This window comes from Sphingobium sp. WR1, from assembly GCF_059693745.1.
This window is the reverse complement of record NZ_JCATID010000001.1, coordinates 241,687-261,426: the sequence shown is the minus strand read 5'-3', so window position 1 is coordinate 261,426 and position 19,740 is coordinate 241,687. Positions and strand designations below refer to the sequence as shown.

Below are 19,740 nucleotides of genomic sequence, written 5' to 3'. Positions count from 1 at the left end.
AGAGCCATGACAAGGAACTTCATCGCTTTGTTGCTCGGCGCCAGCGCCCTCACGGCCTGCGCCGCCGGGCCTGATTACAAGGCCCCCGCCACCCCGACCACGGCCGCTGCCCCCTTCATCGGGGCGACGACCCCGGCGGTCAGCCAGTCGCCCGCCGACGATCATTGGTGGCGGCTCTACAACGACCCGCTGCTCGACGGGCTGGTCAAGGACGCGCTGGCGGCCAACACCGACATCCGCGTCGCCGTCGCCCGGCTGGAACGCGCCCGCGCCCAGTTGCGCGGCGCCCGCTCCGACCGGCTGCCCAGCACGACGCTCAGCGGCTCGCCGACCTACGGCCGCGCGTCGCAGGCCCAGACTCTGCCGGGCATGGACCGCGAGAACTGGACCGTCGATATGGGTCTGGATGTCGCCTATGAGGTCGATCTGTTCGGCCGGGTGAAGCGCAGCATAGAGGCCGCACGCGGCGATGTCGGCGCGGCGGCGGGCGATGCCGACGCGGTGCGCGTCGCCGTCGTCGCCGACACGGTGCGCGCCTATGTCGACGCCACCGCCTCGGCCCAGCGCATCGCGGTCGCGCAGCAGACGGTCGACCTGCTCGACCAGTCGCTCCGCATTTCACAGGCGCGCTTCGACGTCGGCCGGTCCGACCGGCTCGACGTGATCCGCATCACCAGCCTGCGCGACCAGCAGCAGGCGCTCATCCCCTCGCTGGTGGCGGATCGCAACGCGGCCCTGTTCCGCCTCGCCACCCTCACCGGCCGCACCCCGCAGGATCTGCCCGCAACCGTGCGCGAGGCAAAGACGACGCCCGACCTCACCCAGCCCATCCCCGTGGGCGACGGTCAGGCGCTGCTCGCCCGTCGTCCCGACGTGCGCGCCGCCGAACAGCGGCTCGCGGCCGACACGGCGCGGATCGGGGTGGCGACCGCCGCCCTCTATCCCCGCATCACGCTCGGCGGATCGATCGGCACTACCGCGGTCGGCGGCGGCAATCTTTTCGGCGGCGGGCCGCTCAACTGGCTGCTGGGACCGCTCATCAGCTGGGCCTTCCCCAATCAGGAGGCGAACCGCGCCCGCATCGCCGCCGCCCGTGCCGATGGCGACGCGGCGCTGGCGACCTTCGACGGCACGGTGCTGCGCGCGCTGGAGGAAACCGAAACCGCTCTCTCCGCCTATGCCAACGCGCTGCAACGCCGCGCGTCGCTGCAAACCGCGCGGGACGAGGCCGCCCGCGCCGCGCGGATCAGCACCGCCCGCCAGCGCGAAGGGCAGATCGACTTCCTGACCGTGCTCGACGCGCTGCGCACCCAGGCGGCGGCCGACGCCGACCTCGCCAGCGCCAACCGCGCCGTCGCCTTCGCGCAGGTCGACCTGTTCCGGGCGCTCGGCGGCGGCTGGACCAAGACCTGACCCATGGTGCGGGAGCGTCGGCATATGCGCGCCCGCACCATCATCTTCCGGCGCATATCAACTACCGATTCGGGATAGCCCCAAATTACCCATTCAAATCGTTGATTTTATAGAATTTATGCACTGACAATCCCCCTTCCGCGCCGTTGACCCAGACCTGTGCTCCCTTCAAAAAATCCGACGTCCGCCAATGGTGGCACGGGGGCAGCACAGTGGCGATCGGAACGTCCGTTCTTGTAAGCGAAGTCCATGCGGGGCGTGGGCGACCGGCGACCGCTCCGACGCGTCCCCGGCCGACGGACGCGCGCTAGGCCATGGTCGAGGCGGCATTCTGGCAGGGACGCCGGGTTTTCCTGACCGGTCATACCGGCTTCAAGGGTAGCTGGCTGGCCCTGTGGCTGGCGCAGATGGGCGCGGACGTCACCGGCTTCTCCCTTCCCGCCGAGGAGGTCAGCCTGTTCCGTCAGGCGGGCGTGGAGCATGGCCTCACCCATATCGAAGGCGACATTCGCGACAGGGACGTGGTGGAGGCTGCCATCCTGCAGGCCCGGCCGCACATATTGTTTCACCTCGCCGCCCAGCCTCTGGTGCGCCTGTCCTACGACTGCCCGGTCGAAACCTTCGCCACCAATGTGCAGGGCACGGCCCATGTGCTCGACGCCTGCCGCCGCGCCACCGACCTGAAGGCGATCGTCTGCGTCACCAGCGATAAATGCTATGAGAATCGCGAATGGGTCTGGCCCTATCGTGAAAGCGACCCGATGGGCGGGCGTGATCCCTACAGCGCCAGCAAGGGCGCGGCCGAACTGGTGATCGCCGCCTATCGCCGCAGCTTCTTCGACAAGGGACCGCTGCTCGCCTCGGTGCGCGCGGGCAATGTCATCGGCGGCGGCGACTGGGCCGCCGACCGGCTGATCCCCGACATCATCCGCGCGCTGATCGCCGGCAAGCCGCCCTTCATCCGCTCGCCCGCCTCCATCCGGCCATGGCAGCATGTGCTGGAAGCGCTGGGCGGCTATCTGATGATCGCGCAGCGTCTGGCGCAGGGCGATGCGACGATGGCGACCGGCTGGAATTTCGGCCCGGCCGACGACGATACCCGGCCCGTCAGCTGGATCGCCGACCGCCTGTGCACCGCCTGGGACGGCCCGGCCTGGTATAGCGAGGAACAGGTCCAGCCGCATGAGGCGAAGATATTGAAGCTCGACTGTTCCAAGGCCCGCACCGAACTGGGCTGGCGCCCGGCGCTGCGCTTGCGGGAAGCGCTGGACCTGATCGTCGCCTGGCATCGCGCCGTCGCGCAAGGCGGCGATGCCGCGCACATATCCTTGGCACAGCTGAATGCCTATCGCGCGCAGCTCGACCGTGCCCTGTTGGGGGAGACATGCTCATGACCGCCGAACATCTGGCTTCCGTTTCAACCGCCTTGACCGACGATTGCGACGAGGCCCAGCTTCGCGCGCTCATCCTTGACCTGACCGGCGAATATGCGCGGCGCTTCCACGCGCCCAAAGCCTTCGTCCCCGGCGAAAGCCCCGTTCCCGTGTCGGGCAAGGTCTATGACGAAAGCGACATGCGCAACCTGGTCGATTCCTCGCTCGACTTCTGGCTGACGACCGGCCGGTTCAACGATGCGTTCGAGGCGAAACTGGCCCAGCGCCTCGGCGTCGCCCATGCGCTGACGACCAATTCGGGGTCGTCGGCCAATCTGCTCGCGCTGTCCACGCTGACCTCGCATTATTTCCGCGGCGAAGCGCTCAAGCCCGGCGACGAGGTCATCACCGTCGCCACCGGCTTCCCCACCACGGTCAATCCGTCGCTGCAATATGGGCTGGTGCCGGTGTTCGTCGACGTCGACATCCCGACCTATAACGTCAGGCCCGACATGATCGAGGCGGCGGTCAGCGACCGGACCCGCGCGATCATGATCGCGCACACGCTGGGCAATCCGTTCGACATCGCCGAAGTGATGCGCGTCGCGGAAAAATATAATCTCTGGGTGGTCGAGGATTGCTGCGACGCGCTGGGCGCCACCTATAATGGTCAGGGGGTGGGCACCTTCGGCCATATCGGCACGTTGAGCTTCTACCCCGCCCACCATATCACCATGGGCGAAGGCGGCGCGGTGTTCACCGACAAGCCGCGCCTCAAGCGGGTGATCGAATCGATGCGCGACTGGGGCCGCGACTGCTGGTGCGCGCCGGGCAAGGACGACACCTGCGGCAAGCGTTTCGCCCGCAAGCTGGGCGGCCTGCCGGAGGGCTATGACCATAAATATACCTATGGCCATGCCGGCTATAACCTCAAGATCACCGACATGCAGGCGGCCGTCGGCCTGGCGCAGCTTGACCATCTCGACGGCTTCATCGCCGCGCGCGCGCGCAATTTCGCGGGCCTGACCGAACGGCTCCGCCACTATGAGGATGTGCTGATCCTGCCGCAGGCGACGCCCAACAGCCAGCCATCCTGGTTCGGCTTCCCGATCACCATCCGGCCCGAAAGCGGCGTGAACCGCGAGGCGCTGGTCCGCTATCTCAACAGCCGGAAAATCGGCACCCGCCTGCTCTTCGGCGGCAACCTGCTGCGCCAGCCCTATATGAAGGGCCGCACCTATCGCGTCGTGGGCGAACTCACCAATGCGGACCTGACGACGACCCACACCTTCTGGCTCGGCCTGTTCCCCGGCCTGACCGACGATCATCTCGACTATATGGCGGAAGAGATGGGACGCTTTCTCCGGTCCGGCGGCTGATATGGGCTTTCCGGTCTCCCGTGCGCGCCTGATGGAGATAGGGCGCTATTATCAGACCGGCATCGTCAACACGATCTTCGGTCTGGGCGCCTATGCGCTGCTGATATGGCTTGGCCTCAACATGTTCGTCGCGCAACTGGTCGCGCATGTGATGGGGGTGATGTTCAACTATGTCGGCTACAGCCGCCATGTCTTTCGCGGCGCGGCGCCGGCCCGGCTGCGGTTCATCCTGTCCTATGCCGCCAACTATCTTTTGGGGCTGGCGATGCTGGCCGCGCTGTCGCGCGTCGTCGCCAATCCCTATGCGGCCGGCCTGTCGGCGATCATGATCGTGTCGGTCATCAACTATTTCGCGCTGAAGCACCTCGTCTTCGGCACGCGGGGCCAGCCCGAAAGGGGTTGAGCGCCCGCGACCGATCGGCCCCGGACGCTCCTGATTCCGGTTAGCCCGCGAAATTGCCGGCGAAGGCGAATTGCTCGACCGGGTTGCGGCCGCTGGGCGCCTCGCGTGCCTGGAGGGTTTCGGGCAGGATCGCCTTGTCCGCCTGCCGCCCAATGGCGATCGCCGCCTCGATACGGAACCGATCCGGTACGCCCAGTTCCTTGCGCGCCGCGTCGAAATCGACGCCGGTCATACCATGGGTGTGATAGCCGAGCCGCGTCGCCTGCAACGCCAGCAGCGCCCAGGCGGCGCCCGCGTCGAAGCTGTGGCTGTGCGAGGGCTTGAAATCGTCGGACCCAGGTGCCGCCATCTGCGTATCCGACAGGATATAGACGATCACCGACGCATTGCGCACCCAGCTCTGGTTGAAGGGCAGCAGCGCGCCGAGGAACCGGTTCCAGTCGGCCGTGTCACGATGCGCGTAGAGGAAACGCCAGGGCTGATAGTTGAAGGCCGATGGCGCCCAGCGCGCGGCGTCGAAGATCGTGTCGAGGTCCGCCTGCGGCAGCGCCGATGAATCGAAGGCGCGCGGCGACCAGCGTTCCAGGAACAGGGGATCGACGGCGCGCTCGACGGCGCGAGGGTCAGTAGCCATGATGTCTCCTTGTGGATGATCCGTTCGCACGGACATATGGGCCGCGGCCAGCCCGTAGCGAAGACCCAATATGGCAACGCTCCGTTTGGCCTATTTGCGGAAAGCCGGCACGCTGCGGCGTGCGCGTGCGCTATCGGGCGGCCTCGCACGGACGCAGCACTTCCTCGCGCTCGGTCGCGGGATGCAGTGAATCGGCCTCTTTTTCCAGCAGAACCACGCTCGGTTCCCGGAAAACGGCCTGCGTCAGGCGGCTCCACCAGCTTCCGGCGGGCGCCTCATCCAGATGAGGGTCGATCATGGCTCTCCTTCTCGCCGACTCGCGCAGCTTTCTATCAATATGATAGACAATGCGCGCGCAAGCAATGCTGAGGTGGCGGACAGAAAAGCTTGTGGGACAGGCGGCGCGTTTCCCACGGCGAAGCAACGCCAATGACGCGCAAGCCGGATAGGAGGAGCGAAGAAAAATCGACCCGGACAGCTGGCGACGCGTGCAGTTCGCCACCACACTGTCCGGGATCGCAACATCGCCGTGCTTGGAGAGGCGTGACAACGTTGTCCCGATTTCTTAGGAGATTCGCCCGACCGACGCAACAGCCTTTATGCAGGCGCTAAAGGAAAAGGGCGCGGCCATCGCGAAACGGCCCCGCCCCTTGCCGATGGTCCGGCGAAGAAATCAGCCGGCGTAAAGGTTCGTCGGCAGGCCGCGCACGCCACAATCGACCTCGAAGAAGCCGCCATCATAGGCGGTCGCATCATCAAGCCCCACCGTCGCGGAGCTGACGAACATGCGGTCAAGATCCGGCCCGGCGAAGCAGATGTTCGTCACCTGCCGCGCGGGCAACGCGATCGCCCGGTCCAGCTTGCCCTCCGGCGTAAAGCGGCTGATCCGGCTGCCGCCCCAATGGGCGACCCAGATATGCCCTTCGGCGTCCACGGTCATGCCGTCGGGATAGCCATCCTCCTCACCGAAGCGGATGAAGGGCTGGCGATCGGTCGCCCCCTCGGCCGTCCGGCGAAAACGATATATCTGCCGCTTCGCGGTATCGCTATGATAGAGCCACTGGCCGCAGGGCGAGAAAGCGGGGCCATTGGGCACCCGATAATCGCTGTCGATCACGCGCCAGCTACGGTCGGGCGCCAGCCGATAGAGGGCGCCGCGATCATGCGCCTCCGCCATGTCCATCGTGCCGCACCAGATATGCCCCTGCGCGTCCGCCTTGCCGTCGTTCATGCGGTTGCCGGGGAAATGCGGCTCCGGGTCGCCGAAGGGGAGAATCGTCAGCGGATCGAGGCCGATCTCGGCGAACCCGCTCTGGAAGCCGCCGATGAAGCCGCCCTGTTCGCGTTCCGCCACCCAGCCCAGCGGCTCGGGCATCGCCCAGCGCTCGACCGCCCCATCTTCCAGCGCCCCATCTTCCAGCGAAAGCCGGTTGAGCGCGGGCGCGAGGATGTCGACCCAATAGACCGCATTGTCGCGCGCGGACCAGAGCGTGCCCTCGCCCAGCCGGTCCGCGACGCCCCTTTCGATCAGCCGCCACGCCGCCATCAGCGCTTCACCGACAGGCGATAGACCATCGCATGATGATAGGGTTTGCCCGGATCGACCCGCGCCGACAGGAAATTGGGCTTGTTGGGCGAATCCGGGAATTTCTGCGGCTCCAGCGCAATGCCGTCCCCCATGCGATAGACATGGCTCTGCTTGCCGATGAACGTGCCGTCGAGGAAATTGCCGGTATAGAATTGCACGCCCGGCTCGGTGGTCAGCACTTCGAGCACGCGGCCCGACGCCGGGTCTTCCAGTCGCGCGGCCAGTTCAGGCTTCTTGGTCAATCCCTTGTCCAGCGCCCAGTTGTGGTCATAGCCACGGCCGGCGATGATCTGCGGATCGCGCCCGTCGCGAATGCCGTCGGCCACGCGCCGGCCATTGCGGAAATCGAACACGCTGCCCTCGACCGGCTTGAGTTCGCCGGTGGGGATCAGGTTGGCGTCGACCGGGGTATAGGCCTTGGCCGGGATCGTCAGCATATGCCCCAGCGCGCCATCGGGCGACCCTTCGCCCTGGAGGTTGAAGATCGCATGATTGGTCATGTTGACGATGGTCGGCTTGTCGGTCTTCGCGTCGAAGGCGATGCCCAGATTGCCCTGCTCGTCCAGCGTATAGGTGACGGTCACGTCCAGCTTGCCGGGATAGCCCGCATCCCCGTCGGGGCTGGTCAGCGACAATATGGCGGTCGCGGTCGGTCCGCTCTTGATCGACACGATCTTCCAGACCTGCTTGTCGAAACCCTTGCCCCCGCCATGCAGCGAATTGACCTTGTCGTTCAGGGGAAGCTGATAGGCCTTGCCGTCGAGGCTGAACGTGCCGCCGGCGATGCGGTTGGCATAGCGGCCCACGGTCACGCCGAAATAATTGGGGTGGTCGACATAATCCTTGAGGTCGTCATAGCCCAGCAGCACGTCGGCCTGCTTGCCGTTCCTGTCCGGGCCGGACAGCGACTGGAGCGTCGCGCCATAGCTCAGGATCTTCGCCGATACGCCGGCGCCGTTGCTGAGCGTGATCGTTTCGACGGCGGCTCCGTCGGCGGTGCCTGCGGGGGCGCGGCTCGCTTCGGCGGCCAGTGCGGTTCCGCTTGCGAGAGTAAGGGCCAGTGCGTATGACAGCGCTGTTTTCAAATCGACGACCTTGCGCATGGACTTCCTCCCGGTAAAGCTACGCCCATTGACGGGCGGTTGCCGGCCATATACTCCGACAAAATAAGCGGGCGCAACCCTTGATCGGGCGGCCTGCTGCTGGAACTGCACTGGAGAAGGATGAATGGCAGGACCGATCTCGTCTGGCGTTGCGCCGCACGCAACGCATAATCCCGGCACGCGCTACGGCCCCGCGCTCGCGCTGCTTGCCAGCCTCTTCTTCATGTGGGGCTTCATCACCGTCATCAACGGTACATTACTCCCTCATCTGCGGAGCGTGTTCGAACTTAGCTATTTTCAGGCGGCGCTGATCGAATCTGTCTGGTTCATCGCCTATTTCTTCGCGTCCATCCCTGCCGCTTTGCTAATCGAGCGCATTGGCTATCAAAGATCATTGGTCGTAGGCTTGCTCATCATGGCCGCCGGCGCGCTGGGTATGACGCTGGCAGCGTCGATCCCATCCTATGGTATCACGCTGCTGATGCTCTTCGTGATCGCTAGCGGCATCACCCTGCTCCAGGTTGCAGCCAACCCCTATGTGGCAGTGATCGGCAAGCCCGAAACCGCTTCCTCGCGTCTCAATCTCGTCCAGGCGATGAATTCGGCCGGCACCATGCTAGCACCTATATTCGGCGCCTACCTGATTCTCGGACGCTCGAAGGGTGGCACAGCGCACGCTGGTACGGTGCTGACCGAAGCCGAACGCTTGGCCGACGCACAGTCCGTTATCCTGCCCTATATGTTGGTGGCGGTCGTGCTGATCGTTTTGGCACTTATTATTGCTCGCTTTCCCCTACCGGCAATCGGCGCATCTACCCAGCGCGTGAAAAGCACGGAACCTAAAGTCGGTTCGCTTTGGCAGCGCTTCTGCAATCACCCGCTCTGGCAGCACCGGAATCTAGTTCTCGGCGTGCCCGCGATCTTCATATACCTGATCGCCGAAATCGGCGTCGGCAACTTGTTCGTCAATTTTGTCAGCCGTCCCGACATCGGAAACATGACCACCGAGCAGGCTGGCCGCTACCTGACCCTGTTGTGGGGCGGCATGATGGTCGGCCGCTTCGCCGGGTCCGCGATCATGCAGAAGATCGACGCGGGCCTTGTTCTCGCCGCCTTCTCGATCGGCGCCTTTATCGTCATGCTGATCACCGTCTTCACTACCGGCCCGGTCGCCATGTGGTCGCTGATCCTGGTCGGTCTGTTCCACTCGATCATGTTCCCGACCATCTTCACCCTGGGCATCAGGGGTCTCGGCCCGCTCACGGAGGAAGGCTCGGGCCTGCTCATCATGGCGATCGCCGGCGGTGCATTAGTTGCGGTGCAGGGCTATCTAGCGGACCATTATGACCTGCAATGGTCTTTTCTACTGACCGCGGCCTGCGAACTCTACATCCTCTTCTATGCGCTGTGGGGGTCGAAGCCGACCCATGCGCTGCCCGATCAGCAGATCGGCGCCTAAGCGTCGAGCCGCATTTCCAAATCCTCCCCTGCAAGGGGAGTTCAACAGAGTCACGTGCCTCTGTTGAACAGGGCGAAGCCCTGACGGAGGGGTGTCGCCCTATCGATAGCGTGACACCTCTCCACCACTCGCTTCGCGAGCGGCCCCCCTCCCCTGCATGGGATGGATCTTATCCCTGCATCGCGCTCGCAGTATCCTCCAGCGCCAGGTCGACCAGCACCCCCATCGCCTCGGCCGCCGCTGCCGGATCGCCCGCGGCGATGGCGTCATAAACCCGGACATGGTCGGGGATCGGATTGCGCGGCAAGGCGCGGGCGCGCTGCTTGAACTGGGTCGTCCAGTTGACTGCCGCGCCGATGCTGGCGGTCAGGGTCAGCAGCGCGTCGTTGCGCGTCGCGTTCAATATCGCATTGTGGAAATCCCGGTCCGCCGCCCGCCCAGCCTCGGTCGCCAGCGTATGGCGGCGCATCGCGGCGAGCGCATCCTTCATCAGCTTCAGGTCATCCTTGTCACGCCGCTGCGCCGCCAGCCGCGCCGCCGCCGGCTCGACGATGGCGCGCAGTTCGAACAGGTCGCGCACGAACTGGATGTCCGGCTCCCCGGCAAAGGCCCAGGCCAGCACATCGGGATCGAGCAGGTTCCAGCGGTTGCGCGGCAATACGCGCGTCCCCGCCTTGGGCCGGCTCTCGACCAGCCCCTTGGCGGTCAGCACCTGGATCGCCTCGCGATAGGCGCTGCGCGATACTTCCAGTTCCTCGGCGAAGGCGACTTCGCCCGACAGCGTGTCGCCCGGCTGATATTGCCCCGACAAGATCGCGGTGCCCAGCTTGTGCGCGATCGCGCCGTGCAGCCGCCGCCCCGGCCCCCGCGCCGCCCGGCCAAGACCGCCCTTTTCCGCCTCATCCCCGTGCAAAGACGGATTTTCTTTCACCATTCGGGTTCCTCCCACCTCCATCTACTGAGGCACAGCGCAACCTAGAATACAATCATTGCCTTTACCATCACCGTGTAATATGTCGGAGTAATTAAGAGATTCACCGCTGCGCCGGATCATTGTCGGCGCGGCGATTCGGCTATCATCGAGGAACCAGCGCCACAGGTCGGCGTGCGGGAGGAGAGTTTTCATGACATTGCGCCTGTTGCAGCATCGTTCGGATTCCGGCGAACGGGCGGTCATCGCCGCGCAGGGCGATGCGGCTCATTTCGTGCCGGGCTTCGCCACCATCCGCGCGCTGGCGCTGCACGCGATCGCGCAGGGCATCAGCCTCACCGCCGCCGTCGACGCCGCCGGTCGGGGCGATACGGTCGACATCGCCGCCGAATATGCCGCCAACCGCCTGCTCGCCCCGATCGATCATGAGGATGACGCGCATATCCAGTTGACCGGCACCGGCCTGACCCATCTCGGCTCGGCTGAAGGCCGCGACAAGATGCACCGCGAAGCCGCTGCCGCCGAAAAGCAGACCGATTCGATGCGCATGTTCCTGGAAGGGCTGGAAGGCGGCAAGCCCGCCGCGGGCGAAGTCGGCCAGCAGCCCGAATGGTTCTACAAGGGCGACGGCTCGCAGCTGGTCGGTCCGACCGATCCGCTCGTCATGCCCGCCTTCGCCAAGGATGGCGGCGAGGAACCGGAAATCGCCGGCATCTATCTGATCGGCGAGGACGGCACCCCCTATCGCCTCGGCCTCGCGCTCGCCAACGAGTTCAGCGACCATGTCACCGAACGCCACAATTATCTGTGGCTGGCCCACTCCAAGCTGCGCCAAGCCTCGCTCGGCCCGGAACTGCTGGTCGGCACCCCGCCCGACCATATCGAAGGGGCAAGCCGCATCCTGCGCGACGGCGAGGTGATCTGGGAAAAGCCCTTCCTGTCGGGCGAGGGCAATATGTCGCACAGCTTCGCGAACCTGGAACATCATCATTTCAAATATGACCTGTTCCGCCGCCCCGGCGACGTGCATGTCCACTTCTTCGGCACCGCGACCCTGTCGTTCAGCGACGGCGTGCAGACGCAGGAAGGCGACGTGTTCGAGATCATCGCCGCGCCCTTCACCCTGCCGGTGCGCAATCCGCTGAAGCGCGCCGCAATTGTCCAGGTCGCTGTCCAGACGCTCTGACAGAAATGGACCCGATCCGCATCGCCATCGTCGGCATCGGCAAGATTGCGCGCGACCAGCATGTCCCGGCGATCCGGGGTAATGGCGCGTTCAGTCTGGCCGCCACCGTCAGCCCGCAGGATGCGGGCCTGGACGGCGTGCCGCACCATGCCAGCCTGGACGACCTGCTGCGCCAAGGTCCGGCGGTGGACGCCATCGCGCTCTGCACCCCGCCGCAGGTCCGCTACGATCTCGCGTCGCAGGCGCTGGCCCGGGGCATCCACCTCTTCCTCGAAAAACCGCCCGGCGCGACTTTGGCGGAGGTGGAAGCGCTTAAAAGCCAGGCCGACAAGGTCGGCGTCAGCCTGTTCGCCGCCTGGCACAGCCGCTTCGCCGCCGGGGTCGCGCCGGCGCGCGCCTGGCTGGCCGAGCGCAGGATCGAGAAAGTGTCGATCGTCTGGCGCGAGGATGTCCGCGTCTGGCATCCGGGTCAGGCGTGGATCTGGCAGCCCGGCGGCCTCGGCGTCTTCGATCCGGGCATCAACGCCCTGTCGATCGTCACCCATATATTGCCGCGCCCCTTCTTCCTGAAGGACGCAACGTTGCTACTGCCGGAAAACCGCGCCGCGCCGATCGCCGCCGACCTCGCCTTTCGCGACACGGCGGGCGCGCTGATCCATATGGACCTCGACTGGCGCCAGACCGGCCCGCAAAGCTGGGACATCATCGTCGAAACCGACGCCGGCGCGCTGAAACTGTCGCATGGCGGCGCGGTCCTGACCCTGCCCAGCGGCACCGAGCATGGCGAGGATGTCGAATATGCGGGCCTCTACAGCCGCTTCGCTACGCTGATCCGGGGCGGACGGTCGGACGTCGACACCAGCCCGCTGCGGCTGGTGGCCGACGCCTTCCTGCGCGGCACGCGCCAGACCACCGACGCTTTCCACGACTGACTTACCCACAATTTATCCACAGGGAGAGGACGGACATGACGAAAACCTTGCGCCGCACCGCCAGCGCGCTGTTGCTCTGCGCCAGCGCATTGGCCTGGCAGCCGGCCAGCGCCGACACCGACGGCAAGCCGACCACCGCGACGATTCACGCCGACAAGCCCGGCGCGCTGTATGACAAGGCGATCTTCACCCAGTTCGCCGAACATCTGGGCAACGGCATTTATGGCGGCCTGTATGTCGGCAACGACAAGTCGATCCCCAACACCAACGGCTTTCGCAACGACGTGATCTCCGCGCTGCGCAACCTGTCGGTGCCGATCATCCGCTGGCCCGGCGGCTGCTTCGCCGACGAATATCACTGGCGCGAAGGCATCGGCCCGAAGAAGGACCGCCCGGTCAAGATCAACACCCATTGGGGCGGCGTGACCGAACCGAACAGCGTGGGCACGCACGAGTTTTTCGAACTGCTGCGCCAGGTCGGCGCACAGGCCTATATCGCCGGCAATGTCGGCAACGGCACGCCGCAGGAAATGGCCGAGTGGGTCGAATATATGACCGCGCCCGCCGGCACGCTGGCCGACCTGCGCGCCAGGAACGGCCATAAGGAACCCTGGGCCGTTCCCTATTTCGGCGTCGGCAATGAATTGTGGGGCTGCGGCGGCAATATGCGGCCCGAATTCGCGGCGGACGAAACCCGTCGCTACGCCACTTTCGTCAAGGCGCCGCGCGGCACCAAGATCCTGAAGGTCGCCGCCGGCGCCAATGTCGACGACTATAACTGGACCGACACCATGATGCGGGTCGCGGGCGACAAGCTCGACGGCCTCTCGCTCCATTATTATGTCCACCCCGCCGGCGGCTGGCCGCCCCGTGCCCCCGCCGTCGATTTCGACGAAAATGGCTGGGCCGACGCGCTGAACGGCGCGCGCAAGATGGACGAGCTGATCACCAGGCACAGCGCGATCATGGACAAATACGATCCCAAGAAGCGCGTCTTCCTGGCGGTCGACGAATGGGGCAGCTGGTATGCCCAGGATCCGGGCACGCATCCGGGCTTCCTGCGCCAGCAGAACACGCTGCGCGATGCGCTGGTCGCGTCGATCCATCTCGACATCTTCGCCAAACATGCCGACCGCGTCCGCATGACCGCGATCGCGCAGATGGTGAATGTGCTTCAGGCGATGATCCTGACCGACGGCAAGAAGATGGTGCTGACGCCCACCTATCATGTCTTCGAAATGTACAAGCCCTGGCAGGATGCGACGGTGCTGCCGATCGACATCCAGACGCCCTGGTATGCCAAGGATCAATATACGATGCCCGCGGTCAGCGGATCGGCGGTCAGGGCCAAGGACGGCAAGATCCATGTCGGCCTGTCCAATCTCGACCCCAACCAGTCGAACAGCGTGACCGTCAAGCTGGACGGCCTCAACGCCGCCAGCGTCACCGGCCGCGTGCTGACCGCATCGGCGATCAATGCGCACAATACGTTCGACGCGCCCGAGACCGTCAAGCCCGCCGCCTTCACCGGCGCGCAGGTCAGCGGCGGCACCCTGACCGTGACGCTGCCGGCCAAGTCGGTGGTCGTGCTCGAACTGCAATAACGGCTTCGTCACCCGGGCGGGCGGTCCTTTGCGGCCGCCCGCCTTTTTTTCACATATTTTTCGCAGGAGAGGACCGCATGGCGCGGCATAGTATCGCAACAATATTGGGCCTTGCCCTGCTCGCAGCTACCGGCCCTGCCTGCGCCCAGCAACCGACCGCTCCTGCTGCCGCCGCCGCGACGCTCAACGACCGCCTGACCGGCGACCTCGTCCCCACCCATGATCCGGTCATCGCCCGCGAAGGCGACACCTATCATGTCTTCAGCACCGGCCATGGCAAGCGGCTGATCGAAACGCGCACGTCGAAGGATCTGGTGCACTGGACGGCCGGCGATCCGATCTTCACCGCGTTCCCCGACTGGGCCAAGCAGGCCATCCCCGGCAGCGACGGCATGTGGGCGCCCGACATTGCGCATGTCAACGGACGCTACCGGCTTTACTATTCGGTCTCGACCTTCGGATCGAACCGCTCCGCGATCGGCCTCGCCACCAGTCCGACGCTGGACCCCAAGGCGAAAAATTATGGCTGGCGCGACGAGGGGCTGGTCGTCATGTCCACGAAGGACGATGATTTCAACGCCATCGACCCCAATTTCATCATCGACCGGGATGGCCGTCACTGGCTGACATTGGGCAGCTTCTGGACCGGCATCAAACTGTTCGAACTGGACCCGAAAACCGGCAAGCCCAGGGATGCGACGGCCAGGCCCGTCTCCATCGCCCGCCGCCCTGCCCCCGCCGGTGGCCCCGCGCCGGTCGAAGCGCCCTTCATCATCGACCATGGCGGCTATTATTGGCTGATGGTCAGCTACGACTATTGCTGCAAGGGCGTGAACAGCACTTACTATACCGTCATGGGCCGATCGAAGGAGATTACCGGCCCCTATCTGGGCAAGGATGGCAGCCCTCTCATGGAAGGCGGCGGCACCATCTTTCTGCGCGCCGACCTGAAGGAACAACAACGCTTTCGCGGCCCCGGCCATGCCGGCTGGCTGCATGACCGGGATGGCAAAGACTATGTCGTCTACCATGCCTATGACAAACACGCGAACGGCGCCCCCACCCTGCGCATCGCCCCGGTGCGCTGGGGGGCTGACGGCTGGCCCGTCGCCGACTATTGACCCCTTTTAGTCCGACTAACATGACCGGAGAGAGTCTGATGCCCTTCGCCCTGTCCCGCCGCAGCTTCATCGGCAGCGCCGCCGCGCTGTCGGCCGTGCCCGCCGCGGCCCGCGCTGCCGCGGACGCCGCCGCTACCCCCGCTCCGGTCAATCCGCTGGTCAAGCAGCGCGCCGACGCGCAGGTCTTCCGCCATGACGACGGCTATTATTATCTGACCGGATCGGTACCCGAATATGACCGGCTGGTCCTGCGTCGCTCAAAGACCATCGCCGGTCTTGCCGCCGCCAAGGAAGCCGTGCTTTGGCGGCATGAGGCGAGCGGACCGCGATCCGGTTTCCTCTGGGCGCCCGAACTCCACCAGATCGACGGCAAATGGTATATGTATTTCGCCGCCGGTCCCAGCGGTGGCGGCGACGACGTGTTCCGCATCCGCACCTATACGATCGTCTGCGACGGTCCCGATCCGATGACCGGCCAGTGGAGCGTGCTGGGCGAATTCCAGACGCCCTGGGACAGTTTCAACCTCGATTCGACCAGCTTCGTGCACAAGGGCGTCCGCTATTTCGCCTGGGCGCAGCGCGAGCCGGGCATCGATACCAACAGCAACCTGTACATAGCCCGGCTGGAATCCCCGCTGAAGCTGGCCGGCAAGGCGACCCGCCTCACCGTGCCGACGCTGGATTGGGAAGTGCGCGGCTACAAGGTGGCCGAAGCCCCCGCCGTCCTGCACCGCAATGGCCGCCTGTTCATGACCTATTCGGCCAGCGCGACCGACGCGCGCTACTGCCTGGGCCTGCTGACGGCGGACGAGAATGCCGACCTGCTCGACGCAAAAAGCTGGACCAAGGCACCCCAGCCGGTGTTCGTCACGAACAAGGCCACCAGCGTCTACGGCCCCGGCCATAACAGTTTCACGGTGGACGAAAAGGGCCGCGACATCCTCGTCTATCATGGCCGCGACTATGAGGCGATCCAGGGCGATCCGCTGTTCAACCCCGACCGCCACACCCGCGTCCAGCGTCTCTATTATACCGCCGACGGCACCCCCGATTTCGGCGTGCCTGTGGGCAATGGCCCGTTGCCCGAACGCTTCATTTCCGCCGCCAGCCCGCAGTCGCTGCTGGCGCATGACGGCGCGCAATTGCTCGGCGGCAATCCGACCCTCGCCCAGACCCAGTTCCGCCAGACGCCGGGCCGCGCCGGCAAGCAGAGCGTCATGCTTTCGCCCATCCTGATGCCCGATCATTATCTGGTCGCGCAGAAGGACGGATCGGTGACGCTGGTAAAGGACAGCAAGAGCGCCGACTTCGCGCTGCGCAGCCAGTTCGTCCGGCTGGAGGACAAGGCCGGCGGCCTGCTCCGCTTCGCCGCCATCTCGGCGCCGGGCAAGGCGCTGGGGCTTGCCGATGGCCGGATTCGCCTGGTCGGCAGCCGCGATGCGACCGCCTATTGGCGCGCGGACTGACGCATCCAAGTCTGACAAAATAATTGTGCCAAAAGCGCCGTTCGCCGTCGGGCGGGCGACCCTTTTGGCATGAACCGGGCGAATGCGGGCCAGAAACCGCCCTTCCTTCCTGACATGCAGCATAAATGTCACAAACATCCCAATTCATGGGATAGGCCACCAATTTTCCGCTTGCGATTCATTTGTCAGAGCAATAATTAGTCCGAGTAATTCACGCATGGCGTAACTGCGCCAGCTCCAGGGGAGGATATCCAAATGGCTTTCAGGCCGGTCGCACTCGCTTCCGCTTCCATATTCGCGCTGATGCTGTCGGGCGCCGCCCACGCGCAGGACGCCGCCGCACCACAGGCCGCGCAGGGTGAAGAGGACGTCACCGACATCGTCGTCACCGGCGTCCGCGCCTCGATCGTCGGCGCGCTCAACGTGCGCAAGGAATCGACCCAGATCGTCGATTCGATCGTGTCGGAAGACGTCGGCAAGCTGCCCGACAATAATGTCGTCGAAGCATTGCAGCGCGTCACCGGTATCCAGGTCACCGACCGCGCCGGTGGCGAAACCGCGGCCATCACCATCCGCGGCCTGACCGATCCGCTGACGACGCTCAACGGCCGCAACATCTTCACGGCCGCGGGCACGTCCTTCGCATTGCAGGATATCTCCGCAAACCTCGTCAAGCAGATCGACGTCTACAAGACCCGTTCGGCCGACCAGCTCGAAACCGGCCTTGCCGGCCAGATCGACGTCCAGACCCGTCGCCCGCTCGATTTCGATGGCTTCACCATTTCGGGGCTGGCGCGTGGCGTCTATTCGGAACTGGCGGACAAGGTGAATCCCAATGTGGCCCTGCTCGTCAGCAACCGCTGGGAAACCGGCATCGGCGACATCGGCTTCCTGGTGAACGCCAGCTACACCCGCGCCCATTATCGCAACCAGAATCTGCAAGCCGGCGCCATGGTGCCGTTCGCCACGGAAAATCCGCCTGCCGGTTCGGGCCTGACCCCGTTGCAGCGCATCTTCCCCGGCGCCCGGAACGAAAACTGGACGCCGGGCCTCGACGCCGGCCTGCCGACCGCGCCGGGATCGACGCTGAACATCAACGGCGTCGAAACCCCCTATTATCTGTCGCGTGACGCCGTCATCGCTTCCGACCTCTACGGCAAGCGTGAGCGTCCCTCGATCAATGCCGCGCTCCAGTGGGCGCCCAATGACAGCTCGGTCTACACTGCCGAAGTCTTCTACACCGGCTTCCGGGGCGAAACCTTCAACAGCCTGCACTTCAGCTTCGCCGACTGGTGGGGGATCTGCCTGCCGACGTGGCCAACAGTTTCGAGCTGTATGAAGGCACGAACATCATCAAGTCGCGCCAGATGGGTTCGGTCGCGGGCTTCAACAGCGGCGACATGGCGACCAACCGCACCGACAGCTATGTCTATGCCCTGAACGCCAAGTGGGATGTGGGCGAGCGCGGCAAGATCGTCGCCGACATCGCCTATCAGGACAGCAAGAACGAAACCTCCTTCTTCGCCATCCGCACCGATCGCGGTCCGCTCGACCTGAATGTCGATTTCAACGGCGGCGGCGGCCTGCCGTCCTACAGCTTCGGCAATCAGGAAGTCCTGACCGATGCGTCGGCATGGACTATGGGCAACCTGTTCGACAGCGGCACGAAGAATAGCGGCAACGCGCTGACCATGATGCTGGACGGCGAATATAAGTGGGACGAAGGCTTCCTGCGCCGCATCAAGGCCGGCTTCCGCTACGACAACCGCAATGCTGACAGCTATGTCCGCGATCAGGGCGCGGGCGGCCTTCCCCTCACGCTGGCGGCTTTCGGCGAGGGTACCCCGTTCACGAACAGCGGCTTCTTCGACGGTCGCGCCGACATCCCGACCAGCTGGGTGCTGGCCGATCCGCGCAGCATGGACAAGGATGCCGTCCGCCAGCTGTACCGCGCCGTCGCGCCCGGCCTGCTGCTGTCGGACGAAATGAGCTTCGGCCATGTGTTCGGCATCAACGAAACCAATCTGGCCGCTTATATCGTGGCCGATGGCGAGATCGAACTCTTCGGCCGTCCGCTCCAGCTTCAGGGCGGCGTGCGCTTTGTCGCGATCGACACTCTCTACGACTATTTCGATCGCGGCAATGATTTCGCCCGGACCACCGTGTCCACCGGTTCGGAAAAATTCCTGCCGTCCTTCACCGCGCGCTACAATATCACCGACAATCTGCGCATCCGTTTCAACTATGGCGAAACGCTGCGCCGTCCGGCCTTTGGCGACCTCAACCCCAATCTGGCGCTGACGGGCGATCTGTCGCGCATCGGGTTCGGCACGGGTTCGTCGGGCAACGCCAACCTGCGGGCGACGCATTCGAAGAATATGGACCTGGCGATCGAATGGTATTTCGAACGCAACAGCGCCATCTACGCGACCGCCTTCCAGCGCAAGATCGACGGTCTGGTCGTGCCCCTGACCGTGCGGGAGTTCATCCCGAACAACTATCTGCCGCGCAACGAAACCTACACCGAATTTTTCAACATCACCCGCCCGGAAAACGCCTCCAACGGCACGCTGAAGGGTCTGGAACTGGGGCTGACCTACTTCCCGTCCTACCTGCCCCGCTTCCTCGACGGCCTCGGCTTCACCGGCAGCGCGACGATCCTGGATTCCGAACAGACCATTCCGGTCGTCAATAATGAAGGTGAAATCACCGGCACGGCCAAGTCGGCCTTCTTCGGCGTGTCGAAGCTGTCCTACAATGCCACGCTGGCCTATGACAGCGGCCCGATCGGCGCCCGCCTGTCCTATATCTGGCGCAAGGGCTTCCTGAACAACAATGAAGGCCGCTCCTTCGCCAATCCGATCGGCATGTGGCGCGCACCGGAAAAGAGCCTGGACTTCCAGCTCACCTGGAATGTGAATGACGATATCGGCATCACCTTCGACGCGGTGAACATCACCAAGGCGAAGCAGCAGAATTATTACAAGTTCGGCGATGTCGGCAATCCGATCGAGTTCAACAGCAGCACGCTGCTGATCGACCGGACCTTCGCTTTGGGTGTCCGTTTCAAGTTCGACTGAGTGCCCGATGGGGCGCGGCGTCTCCTCGCCGTGCTCCATTTTTGGCGGCCGTATCGGGATGCTCTCCA

15 protein-coding genes and 1 pseudogene are annotated in these 19,740 nt (G+C 64.8%); 11 read left to right on the top strand and 5 right to left on the bottom strand.

Features of this window, described 5'->3' with window-relative positions; genetic code table 11:
• Positions 1–6: 6 nt before the first annotated feature.
• The 4 genes from AC58EF_RS01310 (at position 7) to AC58EF_RS01295 (ending at position 4,568) form a co-directional block, all read left to right on the top strand.
• Positions 7–1,413 (top strand): efflux transporter outer membrane subunit, encoded by a 1,407-nt coding sequence (locus tag AC58EF_RS01310; RefSeq protein WP_497273845.1) that lies wholly within the window; start codon positions 7–9, stop codon positions 1,411–1,413.
• Positions 1,414–1,727: 314 nt separating this feature from the next.
• Positions 1,728–2,807 carry a CDP-glucose 4,6-dehydratase gene (rfbG, locus tag AC58EF_RS01305; RefSeq protein WP_497273843.1) on the top strand — a complete coding sequence of 360 codons (1,080 nt, stop codon included), beginning with the start codon at positions 1,728–1,730 and terminating at the stop codon, positions 2,805–2,807.
• Positions 2,804–4,165, top strand: coding sequence for a lipopolysaccharide biosynthesis protein RfbH (gene rfbH / locus AC58EF_RS01300; protein WP_497273842.1), 1,362 nt, complete (start codon positions 2,804–2,806; stop codon positions 4,163–4,165). The genes rfbG and rfbH overlap by 4 nt, the downstream gene beginning before the upstream one ends.
• 1 nt (position 4,166) lies before the next feature.
• Positions 4,167–4,568: a GtrA family protein gene (locus AC58EF_RS01295; protein WP_497273840.1), complete on the top strand. Its 402-nt coding sequence runs from the start codon at positions 4,167–4,169 to the stop codon at positions 4,566–4,568.
• Positions 4,569–4,608: 40 nt separating this feature from the next.
• On the opposite strand, the gene AC58EF_RS01290 is transcribed toward AC58EF_RS01295, so the two are convergent.
• The 4 genes from AC58EF_RS01290 to AC58EF_RS01275 all read right to left on the bottom strand — a co-directional run bounded on the left by AC58EF_RS01290 (position 4,609) and on the right by AC58EF_RS01275 (position 7,893).
• On the bottom strand, positions 4,609–5,202 hold the full coding sequence (locus AC58EF_RS01290; RefSeq protein WP_497273838.1) for a nitroreductase family protein: 594 nt from the start codon (positions 5,200–5,202) through the stop codon (positions 4,609–4,611).
• 130 nt (positions 5,203–5,332) lie between these two features.
• Entirely contained in the window at positions 5,333–5,500 is a 168-nt protein-coding gene (locus AC58EF_RS01285; protein WP_497273837.1) for a hypothetical protein, read from the bottom strand.
• A 375-nt stretch (positions 5,501–5,875) separates the two neighbouring features.
• Positions 5,876–6,748 (bottom strand): SMP-30/gluconolactonase/LRE family protein, encoded by an 873-nt coding sequence (locus AC58EF_RS01280; RefSeq protein ID WP_497273836.1) that lies wholly within the window; start codon positions 6,746–6,748, stop codon positions 5,876–5,878.
• A complete protein-coding gene (locus AC58EF_RS01275) occupies positions 6,748–7,893 on the bottom strand; it encodes an aldose epimerase family protein (protein WP_497273835.1) in 1,146 nt (381 codons plus the stop codon). The genes AC58EF_RS01280 and AC58EF_RS01275 overlap by 1 nt, the downstream gene beginning before the upstream one ends.
• Before the next feature lie 124 nt (positions 7,894–8,017).
• Between AC58EF_RS01275 and AC58EF_RS01270 the strand changes: the two genes are divergently transcribed.
• Entirely contained in the window at positions 8,018–9,352 is a 1,335-nt protein-coding gene (locus AC58EF_RS01270) for a sugar MFS transporter (RefSeq protein WP_497273834.1), read from the top strand.
• A gap of 169 nt (positions 9,353–9,521) precedes the next feature.
• Here the strand turns inward: AC58EF_RS01270 and AC58EF_RS01265 are convergent, their stop codons facing one another.
• Complete coding sequence (locus AC58EF_RS01265; RefSeq protein ID WP_497273833.1) at positions 9,522–10,286, bottom strand: FadR/GntR family transcriptional regulator; 765 nt, start codon at positions 10,284–10,286, stop codon at positions 9,522–9,524.
• 190 nt (positions 10,287–10,476) lie between these two features.
• Between AC58EF_RS01265 and araD1 the strand changes: the two genes are divergently transcribed.
• From araD1 to AC58EF_RS01235, 6 genes and pseudogenes are all read left to right on the top strand, one after another.
• Positions 10,477–11,469 (top strand): AraD1 family protein, encoded by a 993-nt coding sequence (gene araD1 / locus AC58EF_RS01260; RefSeq protein WP_497273832.1) that lies wholly within the window; start codon positions 10,477–10,479, stop codon positions 11,467–11,469.
• 5 nt (positions 11,470–11,474) lie between these two features.
• Positions 11,475–12,401 carry a Gfo/Idh/MocA family protein gene (locus AC58EF_RS01255; protein ID WP_497273831.1) on the top strand — a complete coding sequence of 309 codons (927 nt, stop codon included), beginning with the start codon at positions 11,475–11,477 and terminating at the stop codon, positions 12,399–12,401.
• Between the two features lie 35 nt (positions 12,402–12,436).
• Positions 12,437–14,005 carry an alpha-N-arabinofuranosidase gene (locus tag AC58EF_RS01250; RefSeq protein ID WP_497273830.1) on the top strand — a complete coding sequence of 523 codons (1,569 nt, stop codon included), beginning with the start codon at positions 12,437–12,439 and terminating at the stop codon, positions 14,003–14,005.
• Positions 14,006–14,082: 77 nt separating this feature from the next.
• Positions 14,083–15,126, top strand: a complete 1,044-nt coding sequence (locus AC58EF_RS01245; RefSeq protein WP_497273829.1) for an arabinan endo-1,5-alpha-L-arabinosidase — start codon at positions 14,083–14,085, stop codon at positions 15,124–15,126.
• Positions 15,127–15,164: 38 nt separating this feature from the next.
• The gene (locus tag AC58EF_RS01240; RefSeq protein WP_497274174.1) at positions 15,165–16,592 is read left to right on the top strand and encodes a family 43 glycosylhydrolase; all 1,428 of its coding nucleotides are present in this window, start codon (positions 15,165–15,167) and stop codon (positions 16,590–16,592) included.
• Positions 16,593–16,847: 255 nt separating this feature from the next.
• Positions 16,848–19,672, top strand: a pseudogene (locus AC58EF_RS01235) (TonB-dependent receptor).
• Positions 19,673–19,740 lie beyond the last annotated feature (68 nt).